Raw genomic sequence first — 21,582 nt, 5'->3', positions numbered from 1 at the left:
AATAATGAATCCGTATATCGACATCACATTAAGAAGTATTGCTGTTTATTTTTTCATGATAATTGCTTTGCGAATATTTGGAAAAAAAGAACTTTCACAACTTAATACAGCTGATGTTATTCTAATTTTGTTGATTAGTAATTCGGTTCAAAATGCTATGGTTGGAGCTGATACTTCGTTGTATGGCGGAATGATTGCTGCTTTTTCACTTTTCTTAATCAATTTTATTTTTAAGAAAGTAATGTTGAAATCGAAATTTATTAAAAGATTGGTGCAAGACAAACCAGAAATTTTAATTCATAACGGAAAAACTGAATTCAAAACCTTAGCTCGATTAGGAATTACATCAGAAGAACTTGAAGAAGCCATGCGCGAACACGGAATTGAATATTATAAAGATGTAAAATTAGCCATGTTTGAAATTGATGGAAATATTAGTATCATTTCAGGTAACGAGAATTTAAAACAAACCCATCATAAAAGAAAAATTCATAAAACATTAGGCGAACTAAACAATTAATATGAATAAAAACCGATTAGAAGCTTTCAGCGACGGCGTTTTAGCCATTATAATTACCATCATGGTTTTGGAATTTAAAGTTCCAGATAACACAACTTTTGAAGCTGTAATTAAATTATCACATAAATTTCTGAGTTATATTTTGAGCTTTATTTATGTTGGAATTTATTGGAACAACCATCATCACATGATGCATACCGTAAAAAGAGTGAATGGTAAAATTCTTTGGGCTAATTTACATTTACTGTTTTGGTTGTCTTTAATTCCATTCACAACGGCTTGGATTGGAGAACATCATTTTAATTCATTTCCCATGATGTTGTATGGTTTGGTTTTGTTAATGAACGCTATTGCTTATTTTATTTTACAAAAAATAATTTTAATCGACCACGGAAAAGACTCTGTATTAGCCAAAGCTATTGGTAAAGATTATAAAGGAAAATTATCGGTAGTTCTATATTTAATTGCTGTAGTTTTGACTAAATATTATGTCGAAATTTCTGGAGCGATTTACATTTTAGTGGCTTTAATTTGGCTAATTCCAGACAAACGAATCGAACGAATTTTAAACGAAAACGAATAAATCATGCACATCATCAGCAAAATACTTATTATCGTCATAGCACTACTCCACTTGTATTTTCTATGGCTAGAAATGTTTGCTTGGACAACAGCTGCCAAAAAAGTATTCCGAACCATTCCTGAAGACTTATTCGAAAAAACAAAAGTTTTAGCTGCAAATCAAGGTTTGTATAATGGTTTTTTATCTGCAGGGTTACTTTGGTCTTTAGCTATTTCTGATGAAAATTGGAGCCAAAATATTGCTGTCTTCTTTCTTTGTTGCGTTAGTGTTGCTGGAATTTTTGGAGCTTATTCCGCATCAAAAAAAATATTTTATGTACAAGCGTTACCCGCTATTATTACAATCATTTTAATCTTTACTTTATGAAAAAAATCGTTATTCTACTTTTATTAATAAGTTCATTATTTTCTTTTGAATCAGGCTTTGCTCAAAAAAATAATTGCAAGAAATTTAAAAACGGAACTTTCAAATTAGTTGATGAAAAATCTGGAACTACTTTTATGATCGAACGAAAAGGAAAATTGCAAATTGAGCAAATTAAAGGAAACGATTTAAAACTTACTTTTAATGTAGAATGGATAGACGAATGCACCTATATAGTTACTGCTACAAAAGAGACTTTAAAAATTAAACCCGATTTTACCTATCCTATTAAAGTTGAAATACTAGAAACAAAAGACAAATCATATATATCAAGATCTACAATACCTGGAATTGATAATTTTTCTAAAGAAGCCGAAATATTTCTAACAGAATAAAATAAAAAAAACGCTATTGGAATTCAATAGCGTTTTTTTTTAATCTTCCATTTCAATTTGAAAACTATTTAAAAACGAAACTGATTTTTCAATATCGTAGTGTAGAATTCTATCTTCTGAAACAAACGATACTTCTTCTCTGTACGATTTTACGAAACTTTCAATGAATTCACTTGATTTTAACGGTCTTCTGAATTCTAAAGCTTGCGAACCGTTTAATAATTCGATAGCTAAAATACGTTCTACGTTTTCAACAATTCGTAAGGTTTTAGTTGCAGCGTTTGCTCCCATACTCACGTGATCTTCTTGTCCGTTTGAAGAAACAATACTGTCAATACTTGATGGTGTTGCTAACTGCTTATTTTGACTTGCGATACTTGCCGCTGTGTATTGTGGAATCATGAAACCTGAATTCAATCCTGGATCGTTTACCAAAAATGCTGGTAAATTTCTCAATCCCGAAATCAATTGATAGGTTCTTCTTTCCGAAATACTTCCTAATTCTGATAACGCTATTCCTAAGAAATCTAAGGCTAAAGCCAATGGTTGTCCGTGGAAATTCCCTCCAGAGATAATCAAATCTTCTCCTACGAAAATATTTGGATTATCAGTAACCGAGTTGATTTCGGTACGGAACACTTTCTTCACATAATCAATCGTATCTTTTGAAGCACCATGCACTTGTGGAATACAACGGAATGAATATGGATCTTGCACATGTACTTTTGGTTGCGCAATGATTTCACTATCTTCTAACAAATCGCGCATTCTTTCAGCCGTTTGTACTTGACCTTTATGAGGACGAACTAAATGAATCAAATCCGTAAATGGTTCAATTCTCCCATCAAAACCTTCTAATGAAACTGCTCCAATGAAATCCGCTAAATACGAAATTTTCTCTGCTTTAATCAAACAGAAAACGCCATAAGCGCTCATGAATTGCGTTCCATTCAGCAATGCCAAACCTTCTTTCGATTGTAAAACGATTGGTTCCCAACCAAATTTCGCCAATACTTTTGAAGCTGGTTGTCTGAAACCATCAACATACACTTCGCCTTCTCCTAACAATGGTAACGATAAATGCGCTAACGGAGCTAAATCGCCCGAAGCTCCTAACGAACCTTGAGTGTAAATTACTGGAAAAATATCATTGTTGTAAAAATCAATCAAACGTTGCACAGTTACCAACTGAACACCTGAATGTCCGTAGCTTAACGATTGAATTTTCAATAACAACATGATTTTTACGATTTCATGAGGTACTTCCTCTCCTGTTCCGCAAGCGTGCGATTTTACCAAATTCTCTTGAAGTTTTGATAAATTTTCATTCGAAATTTTCACATTACACAACGAACCAAAACCGGTGTTGATTCCGTAAATTGGATCGGAGTTTGATTTCATTTTATCATCTAAATATTTTCTACATTTCTCAATGTTTACGATAGCTTCCTCTGATAATGCCAATTGTTTTCCTTGAAAAACAATCTCGTTAATCATGTCAATCGACAATAAATCTGAACTTATATAATGTGTAGTTTCCATTGGTTTAATTTTAAAAGTCCAAAATTCTGCAAACAATTGTTAAAATGCAAGATTTATCAGCATTATTAACAAAAAATAAATATCTCTCAAATTTTAAGGGAATTCTGGGTGCATTTTTAAGAATTTTCAATAAATTAGCGCATTCAAAAAAACAACATCAAATCATGAAAAATACAGCGTTAACGCACATTCACGAAAGTTTAGGAGCTAAAATGGTTCCGTTTGCAGGATACAATATGCCAGTACAATATGAAGGAGTAAATGTAGAACACGAAACCGTTAGAAATGGCGTTGGTGTTTTCGACGTTTCTCACATGGGAGAATTTTTCTTAAAAGGAGAAAATGCGTTGGCTTTAATTCAGAAAGTAACTTCAAATGATGCTTCTAAATTAGTTGATGGAAAAGCACAATATTCTTGTTTACCAAATAACGAAGGTGGAATTGTTGACGATTTAATCGTTTATAAAGTGGCTGATAATCATTATATGTTAGTTGTGAATGCTTCAAACATTGAAAAAGATTGGAATTGGATTTCTTCGCACAATGATTTAGGTGTGGATATGCAAAACCTTTCGGATGATTATTCTTTATTAGCAATTCAAGGACCAAAAGCTGCAGAAGCTATGCAATCATTGACTTCTATCGATTTAGCTAACATGGGATATTACACGTTCCAAATTGGTGATTTCGCAGGAAAAAGCGATGTAATTGTTTCGGCTACAGGTTATACAGGTTCGGGAGGATTTGAAATTTACTTTAAAAACGAAGATGCAGAATACATTTGGAACAAAGTTTTCGAAGCTGGAGCCGCTTTCGGAATCAAACCAATTGGATTAGCAGCTCGTGATACGTTACGTTTAGAAATGGGATTCTGTTTATACGGAAACGATATTAACGATACCACTTCGCCATTAGAAGCAGGTTTAGGTTGGATTACCAAATTCGATAAAGAATTCACGAATTCAGAAAACTTAAAGAAACAAAAAGAAGCAGGCGTTGCTCGTAAATTAGTTGGTTTCGAAATGGTAGAAAGAGGAATTCCTCGTCACGATTACGAAATTGCAGATGCTAACGGAAATATTGTTGGAATCGTAACATCAGGAACACAATCACCTTCTATGGGAATTGCTATCGGAATGGGTTATGTGCCAACGGCTTTAGCTACACCAGATTCTGAAATTTACATTAGAATTAGAAATAAAGATATTAAAGCAAAAGTGGTTAAAATGCCATTTTACAAGAAATAGTCAAGAACAAGGACAAGTTCAAGAACAAACTTGAAAATTAAAATTGACCTTGAATTTGAGCTTTAATTTTAAACATTTAAGTCATGTAAGTTTTCAAGTTAAATTTGATTGCGAATACAAGTTCATAGAAGATTTTTAGATTATCGCTTTGCGAACTTTGCGAAAAACTTTGCGAGCTTTGCGTTTAAATTTATACTTGACTTTTAAACTTGATTTTTTACATTTGCACTGAAATTTTGAATATTGAACAACGAATTAAGAATATTGAAATTATATAGAAATGGGAAGAGCGTTTGAATTTAGAAAAGCCCGTAAAATGAAACGTTGGTCTGCAATGGCTAAAACGTTTACACGTATAGGAAAAGATATTGTAATGGCCGTTAAAGAAGGCGGACCAAATCCTGAAACCAACTCACGTTTAAGAGCGGTAATTCAGAATGCGAAGGCTGCGAACATGCCTAAAGATAACGTAGAACGTGCTATTAAAAAAGCATCGGATAAAGACACGGCTAACTTTAAAGAAGTGTTGTTTGAAGGCTATGCTCCTCACGGAATTGCGATTTTAATTGAAACCGCTACGGATAACAACAATAGAACGGTTGCTAACATTAGAAGTTACTTCAACAAATGCAACGGAACATTTGGAACACAAGGTTCGGTAGAATTTATGTTTGATCACACCTGTAATTTTAGAATTCCAGCAGAAGGACAAGATGTGGAAGAATTAGAATTAGAAATGATTGATTTTGGTGTAGAAGAAATCTTTGCTGACGAAGACGGTATTTTAATGTACGCTCCTTTTGAAAGCTTTGGTGCTATCCAAAAAGAATTAGAATCAAGAGGAATTGAAATTTTATCTTCTGGATTTGAAAGAATTCCACAAATAACAAAAGAATTAACACCTGAGCAAGTAGCAGATGTTGAAAAACTATTAGAAAAAATTGAAGAAGACGATGACGTTATGAACGTATATCATACGATGCAAGAAAGCGCTGAGTAATTCTTTTTCTATCTTATATACGAAATCCTCGCAAGAAATTGTGAGGATTTTTTTATATATTAGCGTGATAAAAAGGAATAACTTTATTATGCTATTAACTGTTTTTAAGGAATCTTAAAAGAATCCTACGAATAAAAAATATGACAAAAACTATTCAAATATTATTATTCTCAATTCTAATTTTAACTTGTAATTCTGCTAACAGCCAAAAGAATAAAAACGAGATAATTTTAAAAAATGGCTTTACAATTGTTCAGGACACAATTTCAATAGATATTAATGGTGAAATGACAAATGCACTTAAATTTAAAGAAAAATATTATGTGCTTTATAAACAACCGATATTAAAATATGGAGGCTATGGTAAAAGATACCTCTGTGTTTTAAACAATGGTAAAGTTGAAAGAGTTGTTGATTGTCCAATGGAGTTACAAACAGTTTATTTAGATTTTTACGTAAAGAACGATAGTATTATTTTAAAACCCTACATGGATGAACAAAGTTATAATTTGAATATAGAAAATTATAATTGGAATAAAATTAGTAAAACAGATGATTTAATATATGAAGATAAAGACTATTATATTTATTCTTTAAATTTCGGAGAATGGGGAGGAAAAACTTGGTTTAAAGACAAAAAGAATGGTAATCAATATGTTTTAGAGTGTACAACACCTTTAATCAATAAAATCAATAAGACTTACTATTTGACTAATTCTTTTAAAGTTATTAAAATTAATAATCCTGAAGAACTCACAAAATGTGATAGTGAAATAACTTATGAAAATATAGAAAAATCGGGTAAAAATTACTCTTGGTATAGTCAGTCAAAAGGGTTCGAAGTCATTTATGAAGATAAAGATATTGATGATTTTGATTTTTCATATCATCCTAACATTGTTAGTTCTTTTGTTTTCAAAAATGAACTTCTTCATATTTATGAAACTGACACAGCTACATATCTTTCAAGAATAGAAAACAATAAAGTTCAACCGATTGAAAAAATACTTGATAATTCCATTTTTTTTGATTGGTATTACTCCTATCGTTGTAAAAACTTAAACGAAACTAATGAATTACTCAAATTCAAGACAAAAAATGATCAAATAAATGGGCTAACAACAATTGATGGAAATAAAATTCATGTTACCTATATATTTAATAAAGCTGAATTAAAACCAGAAATCATAGGAATAGAAAAATCAAATGAAATTTTTAAAAATAGACTTAAATCAATTCTATCCAATTTTAAAAAATTGACTCTTACAGAGATTCAAATAAAGGAAAAGGAATGGAAAACTTTTGACATTACACCTAATCATAAAATCGGTATTGATGATAGTTGGAATCCTCACAATTATGAAATAGATATTAATAAATCATACTTAGTTATTGAAGATGCGATTATTTCTAACTCAATTATGTATTATGTTACTAAAAAGAATGATTTAGTCCGTGCAATAACTATTAATTGGGAAAGCACACAGACAACAAGTTTAGACTTTGAAAATGAAAAAGCCGAAAACAAAGCTTTCTTAGAAAGATTTAATGATCTTGTTTTAATTCTGACTAATGAATTTGGAAAACCAAACGCCATAAATAGAAAAAAGAAAAAAACATCACATACTTGGACTTTGCAAAACAATATAGTAATTGAAATAGAACTTTTTCAACAAGGAAACTATAACAACATCAGAATGGAATTTTTTGAACGTAAATAAAGAAACCTGATAATTCAGTGCCCACGAAAACAAAACCCAATTCTTTTTTTCGTAAATTAGTAATAAAAAAATATGGCAGATAATTTTGTATCGTTACATCGCGTAGTAACGGCTCCACCTGAAAAGGTGTTTCGTGCCTTTACAGAGGCAAATGCAATGGCTTCGTGGATTCCACCTTATGGCTTTTTGTGTGAAGTTCACAGTATGGAAGTGAAAATTGGAGGTAGTTTTAAAATGTCGTTCATCAACTTTACAACGGGTAACGCACATTCTTTTGGTGGAATATATCTCGATGTAAAACCAAATGAGTTTTTAAAATACACTGATACCTTTGATGACCCCAACTTACCAGGCGAAATGACAACTTCGGTTTGGTTAAAAGAAGTTTCGTGTGGTACAGAAATCAAAATACTACAAGAAAATATCCCCGAAATGATTCCTACTGAGATGTGTTACTTGGGTTGGCAAGAATCGTTAGAAAAATTAAAGAAATTAGTAGAACCGAATATTCCGGATAATTAAAAAATAAAAATCCCAATCGAAAGATTGGGATTTTCTATATCTAAAATCAAATTACTTGATGATTTCAATTTTTAATGCTTCTTCTTGGTTAACCGAATCAAAGAAACCTTGTTCGTTCATCCATTCATCACTAAATACTTTACTCATGTAACGTGAACCATGATCTGGGAAAATGATAACTACATTGCTGTTTGCATCAAATTCACCTTCCTCAGCATATTGTTTCACAGCTTGAAAAGCAGCTCCAGAAGTATATCCTACAAATAAACCTTCTTTTTTAGCTAATTCTCTTGTAGTGTGTGCACTTTCTTCATCAGATACTTTGATAAATTTATCAATCACATCAAAATCGGTAGCTGTTGGAATTAAGTTTTTACCTAAACCTTCAATACGGTATGGATAAATTTCAGCATTGTCAAACTCTTTTGTTTCATGGTATTTTTTCAAAACCGAACCAAAAGCATCAACACCCAAAATTTTAATGTTAGGATTTTTTTCTTTCAAGAAACGTGCTGTACCCGAAATTGTTCCTCCTGTACCACTACACGCTACCAAGTGTGTAATTTTACCATTCGTTTGTTCCCAAATTTCAGGACCTGTAGACTTGTAGTGAGCATCAACATTTAATTCGTTGAAATATTGGTTAATATAAACCGAACCTTTAGTTTCTTCGTGTAAACGTTTTGCAACATTATAATAAGAACGATCATCATCAGCTGAAACATGCGCAGGACAAACGTAAACTTTTGCTCCCATCGAACGTAACATATCAATTTTGTCTTTTGACGATTTTGAGCTAACTGCTAAAATACAATCATATCCTTTGATAATACTTACCATTGCCAAACTAAATCCAGTGTTTCCTGAAGTAGTTTCAACAATTGTATCACCTGGTTTTAAGATTCCTCTTCTTTCTGCTTCCTCAATAATATATAATGCAATACGATCTTTAGTGGAATGTCCTGGATTGAAGGCTTCAACTTTCGCATAGAAATTACCTTTTATATCAGCTGAAATTTTATTCAGTTTGATTAATGGTGTATTTCCGATTAATTCTAATACACTATTATAGGCTTTTATTTCTTCTTTCATATGAAGATACTGTTTGTTTTAATGTTTCCAAAATACTATGCATTACTAGCATTTATAGTATTTTATACTTGATTTTTTATTTTTTTTAGTGATTTTGACACTTTTAAAACCTTGCAAATTTAACAAAAAAAGTTAAACTACTTCTTAATTTTTTCTAAATCTAACAAAAATGCAAATTCTTTAGCTAATTCTTTCAACGCTTCAAATCTACCCGAAGCACCTCCATGTCCCGCATCCATATTTGTATCTAAGAATAATTGCTTATCATTTGTTTTCATTACACGCAATTTTGCTACCCATTTTGCAGGTTCCCAATACTGTACTTGCGAATCATGAAGCCCAGTAGATACATACATATTCGGATAAGCTTGCTTTTTCACTTGATCATAAGGCGAATACGACAACATGTAATCGTAATATACTTTATCATTTGGATTTCCCCATTCGTCATATTCTCCAGTTGTCAACGGAATGGTGTCATCTAACATAGTTGTAATCACGTCCACAAAAGGAACTTGTGCAATTACTCCGTTATATAGTTCAGGATTCATATTTACAATAGCTCCCATTAACAAACCACCTGCCGAACCACCTTCAGCATACAGATGTGCTGCTGAAGTATATTTTTCTGCAATCACAAATTTTGAACAGTCAATAAAATCGGTGAAAGTGTTAATTTTCTTTAAAAGTTTTCCGTTCTCATACCACTCTCTTCCTAAGTCCTCGCCTCCTCTGATATGAGCTATTGCATAGATAAAACCTCTATCCAATAAACTCAAACGAGTTGATGAAAAATAAGGATCCATAGTCGCTCCATAAGAACCGTAAGCATATAACAACAATGGATTTTTTCCATCTTTTTTGATTCCTTTTCTATACACCATAGAGATTGGCACTTTAGTTCCATCAGTTGCCGTTGCCCAAACTCGTTCTTCTATGTAGTTGTTCTTATCGAATTTTCCACCTAATACTTCTTGCTCTTTCAACACTTTTTTCTCTTGAGTTCTCATGTTAAAATCAATAACAGAAGATGGTGTTGCCATAGATTGGTAACCATAACGAAGAATTTCAGTGTCAAAATCTACGTTAGTTGTGGTGTATGCCGTGTAAGTTTCAATATTAAAAGGTAAGTAATACTCCCCTTTTCCATTCCAAGGACGAATTTGAATTTTATTCAATCCGTTTGAACGTTCTTCAACCACTAAATAATCTTTGAAAATTTCGATACCTTCTAATAAAACGTCTTTTCTGTGTCCGATTAAATCTTTCCAGTTTTCAGCAGAAGTTGCTGTTTCTGGAGTTTTCATTAATTTAAAGTTGGTTGCTTTGTCTTTATTAGTAACGATGTAAAAACTATCACCATAATGTGAAATCGAATATTCTAATCCGCGTGTTCTTTTTTGGAAAACTTTAAATTCACCATTCGGATTTTTCGCATCTAAAATTTGGTATTCCGAAGTCAAGGTACTTGACGAACCAATAACTAAATATTTCTTTGATTTTTCCTTGTAAACAAACGTGTTGAAGGTATCATCTTTTTCATGAAAAACCATTGTATCTGCAGAAGCATCCGTTCCTAAAGTATGCTTATAAATTTTATCAGAACGTAATGTTTGAGCATCTTTACGAGTATAAAATAACGTTTTGTTATCGCCAGCCCATGTAGAACCTCCTGTTGTATTTTCTAATTTTACTGGGAGAATTTCTCCTGTTTCTAAGTTTTTAATTTGGATAGTATATTGTCTTCTTGAGACTAAATCCACTCCAAACGCAACCCATTTGTTATCTTCAGAAACATTTAAACCCGACAGATTGAAATAAGCGTGTCCTTTTGCCATTTCGTTACAATCGAACATGATTTCTTCTTTGGCATCTAAACTTCCTTTTTTACGAGAATAAATTGGGTAATCTTTTCCTTTTTCGAAACGAGTGATGTAGTAATATCCGTTGTATAAATAAGGAACTGAACTATCATCTTCCTTAATTCTTCCTTTCATTTCCAAAAACAATTCGTCTTGTAATTGTTTGGTATGAGCAGTTGATTTTTGATAATATTCGTTTTCTTTATTTAAGTAATCGATAACTTCTGGATTTTCTCTTTCGTTTAACCAATAATAGTTATCAATTCTTTTATCACCATGCTTTTCTAATATTTTTGGAACAATTTTAGCAACTGGTGGCTGTAATTTTTCAGACATTTTTTTTGATTTATTTTGACTGTGAACTGGAGCAAAAATAACACAACCCAAAAGGAAATACGTGATTTTTTTCATGAAGTTTTACAATAATTATTAACTGCTAATTTAGTATTTTTGTCGGAATAAAAAAATAAAAATTATGTTTGGAGATATTATGGGTATGATGGGTAAACTAAAAGAAACCCAACAAAAAGTAGAAGAAACAAAGAAGCGTTTAGACTTTGTATTAATCGATGAAAAAAGCGCTGATGGATTGCTTGAAGTAACGCTTACCGCTAACAGAAAAATCAAAAACATTACCGTAAGTGATGATTTGCTTCAAGACAAGGAAATGCTTGAGGATTATTTGGTTAACGTTTTAAACAAAGCTATCGAAAAAGCAACAAACGTTCACGAAACAGAATTAGCTGCTGTTGCAAAAGAAGGCATGCCAAATATCCCAGGAATGGATATGTTTAAATAATTCCCATTCCTAAAGCTATTGCAACTAAAAGCAATAAAACAGCGACAAAAACTTGGAGAAATTTTAGGGTAACTTTCTTTAAAAGTTGGTTACCCAAATACGCTCCGGTAATTGCACAAAGTGTAGCTGAAATCAACAATACTTTATTTTCATACAACGTATAAGTAGTGATTTTTGAAGCATAAACACTCAATCGGGTAAAATCAATAAACATAGAAACTACAATTCCTGTAGCGATAAAACTTTCTTTGGATAAACCGGCTTTAATCAAAAAAGCACTTCGTAAAGCCCCTTGATGTCCCGAAAGTCCACCAAAGAATCCGCTTAAAATTCCGCCTAAAGGCAATTTATCTTTTCCAAACTCCAATTTACTTAAGTACGGAATTAAATCTAAGAGCGCAAAAATTACTAATAGAACCGCAATGATGAATTTTACAGGTAAAACCTCCCATTCTTTTCCGAAAAGCGAATAAGTAAATAAAGGTTGTAAATCAGAAATTTGCAACAATAGCCACGAACCTATCATAGCCGCAAAAATCGCTGGGATTCCGAATTTTAGTAAAACTTCTTTGTTGGCGTGTTTTCCGACCAAGAAAAACTTGAATAAATTGTTAGCAAAATGTACTAATCCACATAATCCTATCGCAATATCCACTGGAAAGAACAACATGAAAACCGGAGTTAACAAAGTTCCTAAACCAAAACCTGAGAAAAAGGTTAGAATGGCGGTTAAAAAAGCTACAATTGAAATGATTACTATTTCCATTTATTTAAAATATTTTATCAAATGATTTTCCGTTGAATTTATAAACGCCGCCCTCTGCCATTCCGAAAAGCAGATTATTAGCATTGTCTTTATAAATTGTCCAAATCATTTGAGATTTAAGATTTTTGTCAATAATATTATAATTTGTCATTGTCTTGCCGTCATATTTCCAAGCTCCTGTATATAAATCTCCGAACCAAATATTGCCTTCTGAATCTTCTTCAATAGCAAAAGGGTGTTCCAATGTGCCTGGTTCTGATTTATTACCATTCCTTTTACTTGTTGGATGAATTAAATGATACTTTTCAGAAAAATTAATTGTTGAATTGCCTTCCAAAAGTAAAACACCAATGCCATTATTTCCTATCCAAATTCGTCCTTTTGAATCGGCTAATACACTTCTTATATGTAAACGCTCATTATCTTTTAGATTTAATTTTTCTTTATCAAAGATATTTACCATTTCGCCATCATAGCTAAATAGCGCTGCATAAGTCGCAATCCAAACTTTACCTTCTTTATCTTTTGAGATACCCGTAACACCGTAAGTATTGTCAGTATTATCAGTATTTTTATTTTTGGTTTTTGGGAAAATCAAATAGTTCATATTTATTCCGTCAAAACGATTTATTCCGTCTTCCGCACCCGCATTAAACCATAAATCACCACTGGTTTCATTCCATTCATATCTTGGGTAGCTTAAATTTGTTGGATAATTTATTAACTTTCCATTATCATATACACTCACCCCTTTTGCTGTGCCAAACCAAATTTTTCCATTCTTATCTTGTTCAATTGAACGAATTTGATTGTCGGTTAACCCTTCATTAGTTGCAAAGTATTCAAAAGTTTTCCCATTATAATAGCTAACCCCTTCGTTATGACTTCCAAGCCAATAATTACCTTTACTATCTTGAAATATAGCACGAATTCCAGAAGTGAATTTTAAAGTATCGGTTTTTGAAGTACTTACTAATTCAGAATTATTCCTTCCCTTTTCATTTGATTGTTGCTTAATGCAAGAGAGGTTAATAAATAATAAAAGAATCAGGTATATCATTTTTGAAGTTTTTTTCATTTTAGTATATTTAAACCTTTAAAATAATCCCAAGTTTGATTTTAAAAATTATTTAAATTTCTTCAATCTGTATTCCAAAAAATTAAAAAGTCAGTTTAGAAAACACTTCCATCACATATTCATGCATAACTTCTTTGTAATCCAAATGTGTTACAATTCTTAGTTTTCCATGTCCCATAGAACTAATCGCAATCCCTTTTTGTTTTAATTTTTCCATGAAAAGTTTTTCATCTACAAAAGGTTGCAAGCCAAAAATCAGAATATTGGTCTCAACAGGTTCTACATTAGCAACCCATGGCATTTTTTCTAATAAATTACCTAATTCTTTGGCTCTTCTGTGATCAATTTCTAAACGACTAATGTTATTCTGTAAAGCAAATAATCCAGCGGCAGCCAAATATCCTGATTGTCGCATGTTGCCACCAAAAATCTTTCTAATTCGCAAAGCACGATGCATATCCTCTTTACTTCCCAACAAAACCGAACCAACAGGCGCACCCAATCCTTTCGATAAACAAACTGAAATCGTATCAAACATTTCCCCAAACTGTTTAGGGTGTTGTCTTTTAGCTACTAAAGCATTCCATAAACGCGCACCATCTAAATGATATTTCAAATTATGGTCGATGCAAACTTGCTTAATTTCTTGTAAAGGTTGTAAATCATAACAAGCGCCACCACCTTTGTTTGTTGTATTCTCAATACTAACTAAAGAAGTTAAAGGGGCGTGATAAAATTCGGGATCATTAATCCCGTTTTTAACCAAATCAGCGGTAATCATCCCTCGATTTCCATCAACTAAACAACAAGAAACCCCACTATTAAACGAGGCTCCTCCACCTTCATAATGATAAATGTGCGAGTATTTATCGCAAATTACTTGTTCGCCTGGTTGTGTATGTAACTTAATCGCCGTCTGATTTGCCATAGTTCCGGAAGGAAAAAACAAGGCTGCTTCCATCCCAAATAAATCAGCCAAAGTTTCCTCTAACTCATTGACTGTGGGGTCTTGTTTATATACATCATCACCTACTTTTGCATTAAACATTGCGTTTAACATCTCAACAGAAGGCTTCGTTACGGTATCACTTACTAAATTTATTTCCATAGAATAAAAAAGAATAGCTATTTTTGTTCTGTAAAACTACAATATTTATGATAAATACAGAACAAGTCAGAGATATTATTGATCGCCTTGGTGCGTTAAGGAGGTATCTTTGACATCGATGCCAAAACGATTGAAATAACTAACGAAGAAGAAAAAACCTTCGCTCCCGACTTTTGGAACAACGCCAAAGAAGCCGAAATCATTATCCGAAACCTACGTTCAAAAAAGAAATGGGTAGAAGATTATAATAAAGGTTTGGAACTTTCTGAAGAACTTCAAATTATGATGGATTTCTTTAAAGAAGGAGATGTTACCGAAGAAGAAGTTGAAGAGCAATATCAAAAAACCTTACATCACATTGAAGATTTAGAGTTCCGCAATATGCTTTCCGACGAAGGAGATAGCATGAGTGCTGTTTTACAAATTACCGCAGGTGCTGGTGGAACCGAAAGTTGTGATTGGGCTTCCATGTTAATGCGAATGTATTTGATGTGGGGTGAAAAACAAGGGTATAAAATCAAAGAATTGAACTTTCAAGAAGGAGATGTTGCTGGAATCAAAACTGTAACATTAGAATTTGAAGGCGAATTTGCTTTTGGTTACTTAAAAGGTGAAAACGGAGTACATCGTTTGGTTCGTATTTCTCCTTTTGATAGTAATGCGAAACGTCATACTTCTTTTGCTTCGGTTTATGTGTATCCTTTGGTGGATGATTCTATTGAAGTAGAAATTAATCCTGCGGATATCGAAATCATTACTTCTCGTTCGAGTGGTGCCGGTGGACAAAACGTAAACAAAGTAGAAACCAAAGTACAATTGTTTCACAAACCAACCGGAATTCAAATTCAGTGTTCAGAAACGCGTTCGCAACAAGATAACCGCCAACGTGCGATGCAAATGTTGAAATCGCAGTTATACGAAATCGAATTAAACAAACGTCTTGCACAAAGAGCCGATATTGAAGCAGGAAAAATGAAAATCGAATGGGGTTCTCAAATTCGCAATTATGTAATGCATCCTTATAAATTAGTCAAAGACGTACGCTCAGGTTATGAATCAAGTGATGTGGAAGGAATTATGAACGGTGATATCGATAATTTCTTAAAAGCCTATTTAATGATGATGGGGCAAAAAGAAGATTAAATAATTTTAAATAAAAAAAACAACTAATGAAAAAAATTTTTACACTACTCACTTTAATTACAATTACATTTTTATCTGCACAAACCAAATTTGAAAAAGGATATTACATTGATCAAAATAATAAAAAAATCAATTGTGAAATCTTAAAGAAAAAATGGATTCAATCTCCAGAATTCATAACTGTAAAAATTAACAATGAAGAATTACAAGTAGATTGCAAATCTATTATAGAATTTGAAGTTAGTAACATTAAATTTATTCGGACAGAAATAAAAATAGATGATTCTAAAATAAATAGTGAAAAAATATTTTACTCATTAAAAAATAAGCTAATAAGAGTTTTAGTAGAAGGTGATATCTCCCTTTACATGTTAGATGATGAAAAAGATAGAATTTTCCTAATTAAAGAACAAAATGACACGATAAGACAATTACTTCACAAAAAAATAAGTTCTGATAATAAAAGATATTACATTAGTTCTTACAAAAGACAATTAGCTCGAATAGAAAGAGATACAATGAATAAAGTTGTGAAAAATGTTAAATACGATTATTCTGACTTATCAAAATATGTTATAAAAATGAACAAAAAAATAGGAAAAAATGAAACGAAAACACATGTAAGAAAAGATTCTGTTTTAGTTCAATTTAGACTAGGAGCAAATTATAGAAATGAAAATTTAAAAAAAGAATTCAAGGGAAATATTGACAAAACAATTGATTTTGGCAACAATAGTATTATAAGTTTAAATTCTGAAATAGAAATAATTCCTCCTGTATTTAATAGAAATTATGGCTTATTATTTGATTTTTCATTTGATATAAACAAAGTATCTGGCGAGGCAGATTATTATAATCCTATATTCATAAATCCAGATTATAAAATAAAATATGAGATTAAAAACACTTTCAATTCTTCAATTGGAGTTAAAAGATATTTCAAATTAAATAAAAACACTTCTTTTTTTATAATACCTAAAGTTGGGCTTAAATCAGTTTATAAAGGACATATATATGTTCAAAGAGATATTGATTCAGACTTCAAAATTAATAATCCAAATTTTGGAATTACTCTAGGTGCAAACTACAAAAATTTAATCCTCGAATTAAATTATACCAATAATACAAATGTTGATGTACCAAATAGTTTAAATATTGGAATAAAGTACAATATTCTTAAAATTAACAATGTATACGACTCCATCAACTAAGATACATAAGGTTATTAAAAAAAGACATCAATTGTTCTAAAATAATTATGATTTTAAAATCCGAATTTCTTTTAATGAATTCGGATTTTTTTATAGTAGCATCAAAAAAAAGTTTTGTTTTTGTATATTCGAAAATTATATCCAATAAAACAACTAATGAAACAAATTTCAATCGAAGAAATCAACGAAGTATTAAAAGGAACGATCGTTGGTTTAATAACAACAAAAATTACAGCTCCAGAACAATTAGAAGTCGCTAATGAATCTGAAATTTCATTCATTGGAAATAAAAAATATGAGAAATTATGGGCAACTTCTAAAGCAGGTGTTGCTGTTGTAAATGAAGATATTTCGATAGAACCAGGAGAAAATAGAGCCTTTATAAAAGTAAAAAATGCGGATTTAGCTATGTCACAAGTTTTAGCACTTTTTGCTCCTCCTCCACCTGTTTTCAAAACCAATATTCATCCAACAGCAACAATTGACGAAACAGCTCAAATTGGCAATAATGTAAAAGTTGGCGCCAATTGCTATGTCGGTCCAAATGTAACTATAGGAGAAAACACTATTTTGTATTCCAATGTAACCGTTTTAGATGAATGTACTATTGGTAAAAATACTACAATTTGGTCTGGCGCTGTAGTGAGAGAACGTTGTCATATTGGAAATGACTGTATTATTCATCCTAATGCAACTATCGGTGCTGATGGATTTGGTTTTCGTCCTGATCCTGAAAAAGGTTTGGTGAAAATCCCACAAATTGGCAATGTAATCATTGGAAATAATGTTGAAATTGGAGCCAATTCTTGTGTTGATAGAGGAAAGTTTAGTTCAACAGTTATTGGAAATGGTTGCAAAATTGATAATTTAGTTCAAATCGGACACAATTGTAAATTAGGAATGTTCTGTATAATGGCTGGAAATAGTGGTTTGGCTGGCTCGGTAACTCTTGGAAATGGCGTAATTATTGGTGGAAGTGCATCGATTAAAGATCACGTTACTATTGGAGATGGCGCAATGATTGGTGCTGGTTCAGGTGTAGCGGCTGATGTTGAAGCTGGAAAAACACTATTAGGTTACCCTGCAATCGATGCTAAAGATACGTTAAGACAATGGGCAATTTTAAAAAGAATGGTAAACGATTACAAAAAATAAACATTCGTTAAAAATTAAGACTAAATCCATCTAAAAAATATATTTTTCAGATGGATTTCGTAATTTAGCCAACCAATAAACAACAAAAACCCAGATGGACTTAAACTTTAATAAAAACGAAGATCATAACAAACTTTTACTTTCTGATTTAAAAAATCGATTTGCCCAAGTTAAATTAGGTGGCGGACCAAAACGTATCGAAAAATTACATGCTGAAGGCAAAATGACAGCACGTGAACGCATCGATTATCTTTTAGACGAAAAAGCAAAAAGCATTGAAATTGGCGCTTTTGTTGGAGATGGCATGTACAAAGAACACGGCGGATGTCCTTCTGGAGGTGTCGTTGTAAAAATCGGATTTATTTCTGGAAAACAATGTATTGTGGTGGCTAATGACGCTACTGTAAAAGCAGGCGCTTGGTTTCCAATTACCGGAAAAAAGAACCTTCGTGCACAAGAAATTGCTATGGAAAACCGCTTACCAATTATTTATTTAGTGGATTCTGCAGGAGTTTATTTACCAATGCAGGATGAAATTTTTCCAGACAAAGAACATTTCGGTCGCATTTTTAGAAATAATGCTATCATGAGTAGTATGGGAATTACTCAAATTGCCGCCGTTATGGGAAGTTGCGTTGCTGGTGGTGCCTATCTACCAATTATGAGTGATGAAGCCATGATTGTAGATAAAACTGGAAGTATTTTCTTAGCTGGAAGTTACTTAGTGAAAGCAGCCATTGGAGAAACCATTGACAATGAAACACTTGGTGGAGCAACAACACATTGCGAAATTTCGGGTGTTACGGATTATAAAGCTAAAGATGATAAAGATGCTTTAGACAGAATTAAAAGTATCGTAGGTAAAATTGGTGATTTCGATAAAGCAGGATATAATCGTGTGAAAGCAGAAAAACCAGCTTTAGAACCAAAAGATATTTACGGAATTTTACCAAAATCGAGAGCTGATCAATACGATATGTATGAAATCATCAAACGATTGGTAGACAATTCAGAATTTGACGAATATAAAGGTGATTACGGAAAAACCTTAATCACAGCTTACGCTCGAATCGATGGTTGGGCAGTTGGAATTGTAGCTAATCAAAGAAAGATTGTAAAAAACGCTAAAGGCGAAATGCAATTTGGTGGAGCAATTTATTCGGATTCAGCGGATAAAGCAACACGTTTTATTGCCAATTGTAACCAAAAGAAAATTCCATTAGTATTTGTACAAGATGTTACCGGATTTATGGTAGGTTCCAAATCAGAACACGGTGGAATTATCAAAGACGGAGCAAAAATGGTGAATGCGATGGCAAATTCAGTTGTGCCAAAATTCACTGTAATTGTCGGAAATTCATACGGAGCAGGAAACTATGCGATGTGTGGAAAAGCATACGATCCAAGATTAATATTCGCTTGGCCAAGTGCAGAATTAGCCGTTATGGGCGGAACGCAAGCAGCAAAAGTTTTAGCACAAATTGAAGCTTCTTCTTTAAAAGCAAAAGGTGAAGTAATAGATGAAGTAAAAGAAAAAGAATTATTTGATAAAATAAAAGCACGTTACGACGAACAAGTTTCACCATACTACGCTGCTTCTCGCTTGTGGACAGACGCTATCATTGATCCATTAGAAACCAGAAATTGGATTTCTATGGGAATTGAAGCAGCTAACCACGCTCCTATTGAAAAACAGTTTAATTTAGGAGTGATTCAGGTGTAATAAACAAATTTTAAAAACTTAATAACCACGAATACACGAATGTTTATATTTGTGCGTTCGTGGCTTTTTTATGAAAAAAACAATTTTCCAATCTTTCAAAACCAATATTTCAGGTATTTCCTTACCCGAAAAATTCACGTTTCCTTTTTATTACGAACCTCATGAATTAAGTACTATTGCTTCAACTGAATTGCAAGCGTATTTAGAAACACAAACTGATTTTGAACACAATTTCGGATTACAAGAAAATCAAAAAGGTTTGGTAATAGGCAAAATGTTTGGCGTTTTAGTTTGTCAAAATCAAGAAGGAGAATTGGGCTATTTATGGGCTTTTTCTGGTAAATTAGCAGGAGTAAATCACCTTCCCTATTTTGTACCAACGATTTTTGATATGTTGCACGAAGATGGTTTTTTTAGAAAAGAAGAAGAAGTTTTGAATGCAATCAATCGTCAAATCGAAATTTTTGAAAATTCAGACGAACTTCAAAACAAGAAAAATCAATTAGACGCTACGAAAATTGAAGCTTTAACCGATATTCAAAATCAGAAAGATAAAATCAAAAGATTAAAGTTGGAACGCGATGAAAAACGAAATTCATTCACTGATTTATCTTCAGCTGAAATCGAACAATTAGAATTTGAACTTTCCGAAGAAAGCAAAAAAGAGAGCATTTTACTCAAAAAAATGACCAAATATTGGAATTTTCAAATAGAAAATGTACAAAAAGAAGTCAATTTACTTTTGGATGAAATTAACAAACTTAAAGAAGAGCGCCGTCAAAAATCAGGAGCTTTACAACAAAAACTGTTTGCTGAATATTCCTTTTTGAATCAATTTGGAGAACGAAAAAGTATTGGCGAAATTTTCAATAATAATCCGCCTGCTGGTGCTGGAGAATGTGCGGCTCCAAAATTATTACATTACGCTTTTGAACATCATTTAAAACCTATAGCGATGGCTGAATTTTGGTGGGGACAATCGCCAAAATCGGAGATTCGAAAACACAAACAATTTTATCCGGCTTGTAAAAGTAAGTGTGAGCCAATTTTATTGTCTCACATGCTAAATGGTTTGGATATGGAAGCAAATCCGTTTCAGGAAAATCCAGCGGAAGGAAAAAATATTGAAATAGTTTTTGAAGATGAGGTTTTAGCAGTTATAAATAAACCCGCAGAATTTCTATCTGTTCCTGGAAAAATTATTTCCGATTCGGTATATCAAAGAGTCAAAGAATTATATCCAAACGCCACTGGACCCTTAATTGTGCATCGTTTAGACATGTCGACTTCGGGATTGATGTTAATTGCAAAAGAGGAAGAAACTTATGTAAAATTGCAAAGTCAATTTATTAAACGAACTATAAAAAAACGCTACGTTGCTTTATTAGATGGTGTTTTAGAAGCAAATGATGGTTTTATCGATTTACCACTACGAGTAGATTTAGATGATAGACCAAGACAATTGGTTTGCTACGAACACGGAAAGCCAGCGCAAACTAAATGGGAAAAGATTGAAGTTAAGAATAACCAAACTTTAGTGTACTTCTATCCTATTTCGGGTAGAACACATCAATTACGAGTGCATGCTTCACACGAATTAGGTTTAAAAACTCCGATTGTAGGTGATGATTTGTATGGCTCAAAAGCTAATCGTTTGCATTTACATGCTGAAAGTTTAACTTTTATTCATCCTATTTCAAAAGAAGAACTCACTATAACTACCGCTGCAGAATTTTAAAATTCAGTTCTTTT

General features: G+C 32.3%; 20 protein-coding genes. 14 read left to right on the top strand and 6 right to left on the bottom strand.

Going from position 1 to position 21,582, the window contains the following annotated elements; translation table 11 throughout:
• Nucleotides 1-4 precede the first annotated feature (4 nt).
• Genes IM755_RS11705 through IM755_RS11690 form a run of 4 tightly spaced genes read left to right on the top strand, consistent with a single transcriptional unit; the run spans nucleotide 5 to nucleotide 1,861 of the window.
• Nucleotides 5-520: a DUF421 domain-containing protein gene (locus IM755_RS11705; protein WP_194097065.1), complete on the top strand. Its 516-nt coding sequence runs from the start codon at nucleotides 5-7 to the stop codon at nucleotides 518-520.
• Between the two features lies 1 nt (nucleotide 521).
• Entirely contained in the window at nucleotides 522-1,103 is a 582-nt protein-coding gene (locus IM755_RS11700; protein ID WP_194097063.1) for a TMEM175 family protein, read from the top strand.
• Between the two features lie 3 nt (nucleotides 1,104-1,106).
• Nucleotides 1,107-1,469 carry a DUF1304 domain-containing protein gene (locus IM755_RS11695; protein WP_194097061.1) on the top strand — a complete coding sequence of 121 codons (363 nt, stop codon included), beginning with the start codon at nucleotides 1,107-1,109 and terminating at the stop codon, nucleotides 1,467-1,469.
• Nucleotides 1,466-1,861, top strand: a complete 396-nt coding sequence (locus tag IM755_RS11690) for a hypothetical protein (protein ID WP_194097059.1) — start codon at nucleotides 1,466-1,468, stop codon at nucleotides 1,859-1,861. The genes IM755_RS11695 and IM755_RS11690 overlap by 4 nt, the downstream gene beginning before the upstream one ends.
• 39 nt (nucleotides 1,862-1,900) lie before the next feature.
• On the opposite strand, the gene hutH is transcribed toward IM755_RS11690, so the two are convergent.
• Nucleotides 1,901-3,403, bottom strand: coding sequence for a histidine ammonia-lyase (gene hutH / locus IM755_RS11685; protein ID WP_194097057.1), 1,503 nt, complete (start codon nucleotides 3,401-3,403; stop codon nucleotides 1,901-1,903).
• Nucleotides 3,404-3,567: 164 nt separating this feature from the next.
• Between hutH and gcvT the strand changes: the two genes are divergently transcribed.
• The 4 genes from gcvT to IM755_RS11665 all read left to right on the top strand — a co-directional run bounded on the left by gcvT (nucleotide 3,568) and on the right by IM755_RS11665 (nucleotide 7,893).
• Nucleotides 3,568-4,650: a glycine cleavage system aminomethyltransferase GcvT gene (gene gcvT / locus IM755_RS11680; protein ID WP_194097055.1), complete on the top strand. Its 1,083-nt coding sequence runs from the start codon at nucleotides 3,568-3,570 to the stop codon at nucleotides 4,648-4,650.
• A 280-nt stretch (nucleotides 4,651-4,930) separates the two neighbouring features.
• Nucleotides 4,931-5,650 (top strand): YebC/PmpR family DNA-binding transcriptional regulator, encoded by a 720-nt coding sequence (locus tag IM755_RS11675; RefSeq protein WP_194097053.1) that lies wholly within the window; start codon nucleotides 4,931-4,933, stop codon nucleotides 5,648-5,650.
• A gap of 140 nt (nucleotides 5,651-5,790) precedes the next feature.
• Nucleotides 5,791-7,371 (top strand): hypothetical protein, encoded by a 1,581-nt coding sequence (locus IM755_RS11670; protein WP_194097051.1) that lies wholly within the window; start codon nucleotides 5,791-5,793, stop codon nucleotides 7,369-7,371.
• Nucleotides 7,372-7,443: 72 nt separating this feature from the next.
• The gene (locus tag IM755_RS11665) at nucleotides 7,444-7,893 is read left to right on the top strand and encodes an SRPBCC family protein (RefSeq protein WP_194097049.1); all 450 of its coding nucleotides are present in this window, start codon (nucleotides 7,444-7,446) and stop codon (nucleotides 7,891-7,893) included.
• A gap of 51 nt (nucleotides 7,894-7,944) precedes the next feature.
• Here the strand turns inward: IM755_RS11665 and IM755_RS11660 are convergent, their stop codons facing one another.
• Both IM755_RS11660 and IM755_RS11655 read right to left on the bottom strand, forming a co-directional pair.
• Complete coding sequence (locus IM755_RS11660) at nucleotides 7,945-8,985, bottom strand: PLP-dependent cysteine synthase family protein (RefSeq protein ID WP_194097047.1); 1,041 nt, start codon at nucleotides 8,983-8,985, stop codon at nucleotides 7,945-7,947.
• Nucleotides 8,986-9,122: 137 nt separating this feature from the next.
• Nucleotides 9,123-11,258 (bottom strand): S9 family peptidase, encoded by a 2,136-nt coding sequence (locus IM755_RS11655; RefSeq protein ID WP_194097044.1) that lies wholly within the window; start codon nucleotides 11,256-11,258, stop codon nucleotides 9,123-9,125.
• A 64-nt stretch (nucleotides 11,259-11,322) separates the two neighbouring features.
• Between IM755_RS11655 and IM755_RS11650 the strand changes: the two genes are divergently transcribed.
• The gene (locus IM755_RS11650) at nucleotides 11,323-11,646 is read left to right on the top strand and encodes a YbaB/EbfC family nucleoid-associated protein (protein ID WP_194097042.1); all 324 of its coding nucleotides are present in this window, start codon (nucleotides 11,323-11,325) and stop codon (nucleotides 11,644-11,646) included.
• Here IM755_RS11650 and IM755_RS11645 read toward each other — a convergent pair.
• From IM755_RS11645 to IM755_RS11635, 3 genes are all read right to left on the bottom strand, one after another.
• Nucleotides 11,639-12,412: a sulfite exporter TauE/SafE family protein gene (locus IM755_RS11645; protein WP_194097039.1), complete on the bottom strand. Its 774-nt coding sequence runs from the start codon at nucleotides 12,410-12,412 to the stop codon at nucleotides 11,639-11,641. The two genes, IM755_RS11650 and IM755_RS11645, sit on opposite strands and share 8 nt — an antisense overlap.
• A 4-nt stretch (nucleotides 12,413-12,416) precedes the next feature.
• Nucleotides 12,417-13,472: a ligand-binding sensor domain-containing protein gene (locus IM755_RS11640; RefSeq protein ID WP_194097037.1), complete on the bottom strand. Its 1,056-nt coding sequence runs from the start codon at nucleotides 13,470-13,472 to the stop codon at nucleotides 12,417-12,419.
• 100 nt (nucleotides 13,473-13,572) lie between these two features.
• Entirely contained in the window at nucleotides 13,573-14,598 is a 1,026-nt protein-coding gene (locus IM755_RS11635) for a threonine aldolase family protein (RefSeq protein WP_194097035.1), read from the bottom strand.
• Between the two features lie 47 nt (nucleotides 14,599-14,645).
• On the opposite strand from IM755_RS11635, the gene prfB reads away from it, so the two are divergent.
• The 5 genes from prfB (at nucleotide 14,646) to IM755_RS11610 (ending at nucleotide 21,568) form a co-directional block, all read left to right on the top strand.
• Nucleotides 14,646-15,741 (top strand): peptide chain release factor 2 gene (gene prfB, locus IM755_RS11630; RefSeq protein WP_194097033.1). Its coding sequence is split into 2 segments (ribosomal slippage): nucleotides 14,646-14,708 and nucleotides 14,710-15,741, totalling 1,095 coding nucleotides; the frame shifts between segments, so codons are not numbered across the junction.
• Between the two features lie 26 nt (nucleotides 15,742-15,767).
• Nucleotides 15,768-16,952 (top strand): hypothetical protein, encoded by a 1,185-nt coding sequence (locus IM755_RS11625; RefSeq protein ID WP_194097031.1) that lies wholly within the window; start codon nucleotides 15,768-15,770, stop codon nucleotides 16,950-16,952.
• Nucleotides 16,953-17,108: 156 nt separating this feature from the next.
• Complete coding sequence (lpxD, locus tag IM755_RS11620; protein WP_194097029.1) at nucleotides 17,109-18,107, top strand: UDP-3-O-(3-hydroxymyristoyl)glucosamine N-acyltransferase; 999 nt, start codon at nucleotides 17,109-17,111, stop codon at nucleotides 18,105-18,107.
• Between the two features lie 94 nt (nucleotides 18,108-18,201).
• Nucleotides 18,202-19,830, top strand: a complete 1,629-nt coding sequence (locus tag IM755_RS11615) for an acyl-CoA carboxylase subunit beta (protein WP_194097027.1) — start codon at nucleotides 18,202-18,204, stop codon at nucleotides 19,828-19,830.
• Nucleotides 19,831-19,900: 70 nt separating this feature from the next.
• Nucleotides 19,901-21,568, top strand: coding sequence for an RluA family pseudouridine synthase (locus tag IM755_RS11610; RefSeq protein ID WP_194097025.1), 1,668 nt, complete (start codon nucleotides 19,901-19,903; stop codon nucleotides 21,566-21,568).
• The last annotated feature ends 14 nt before the right edge of the window (nucleotides 21,569-21,582 follow it).

It is taken from the genome of Flavobacterium proteolyticum, assembly GCF_015223105.1.
GTDB classification, from domain to species: Bacteria; Bacteroidota; Bacteroidia; order Flavobacteriales; family Flavobacteriaceae; genus Flavobacterium; species Flavobacterium proteolyticum.
Note: the sequence above shows the minus strand (reverse complement) of the source record. Positions and strands in the feature narration are given on the sequence as shown.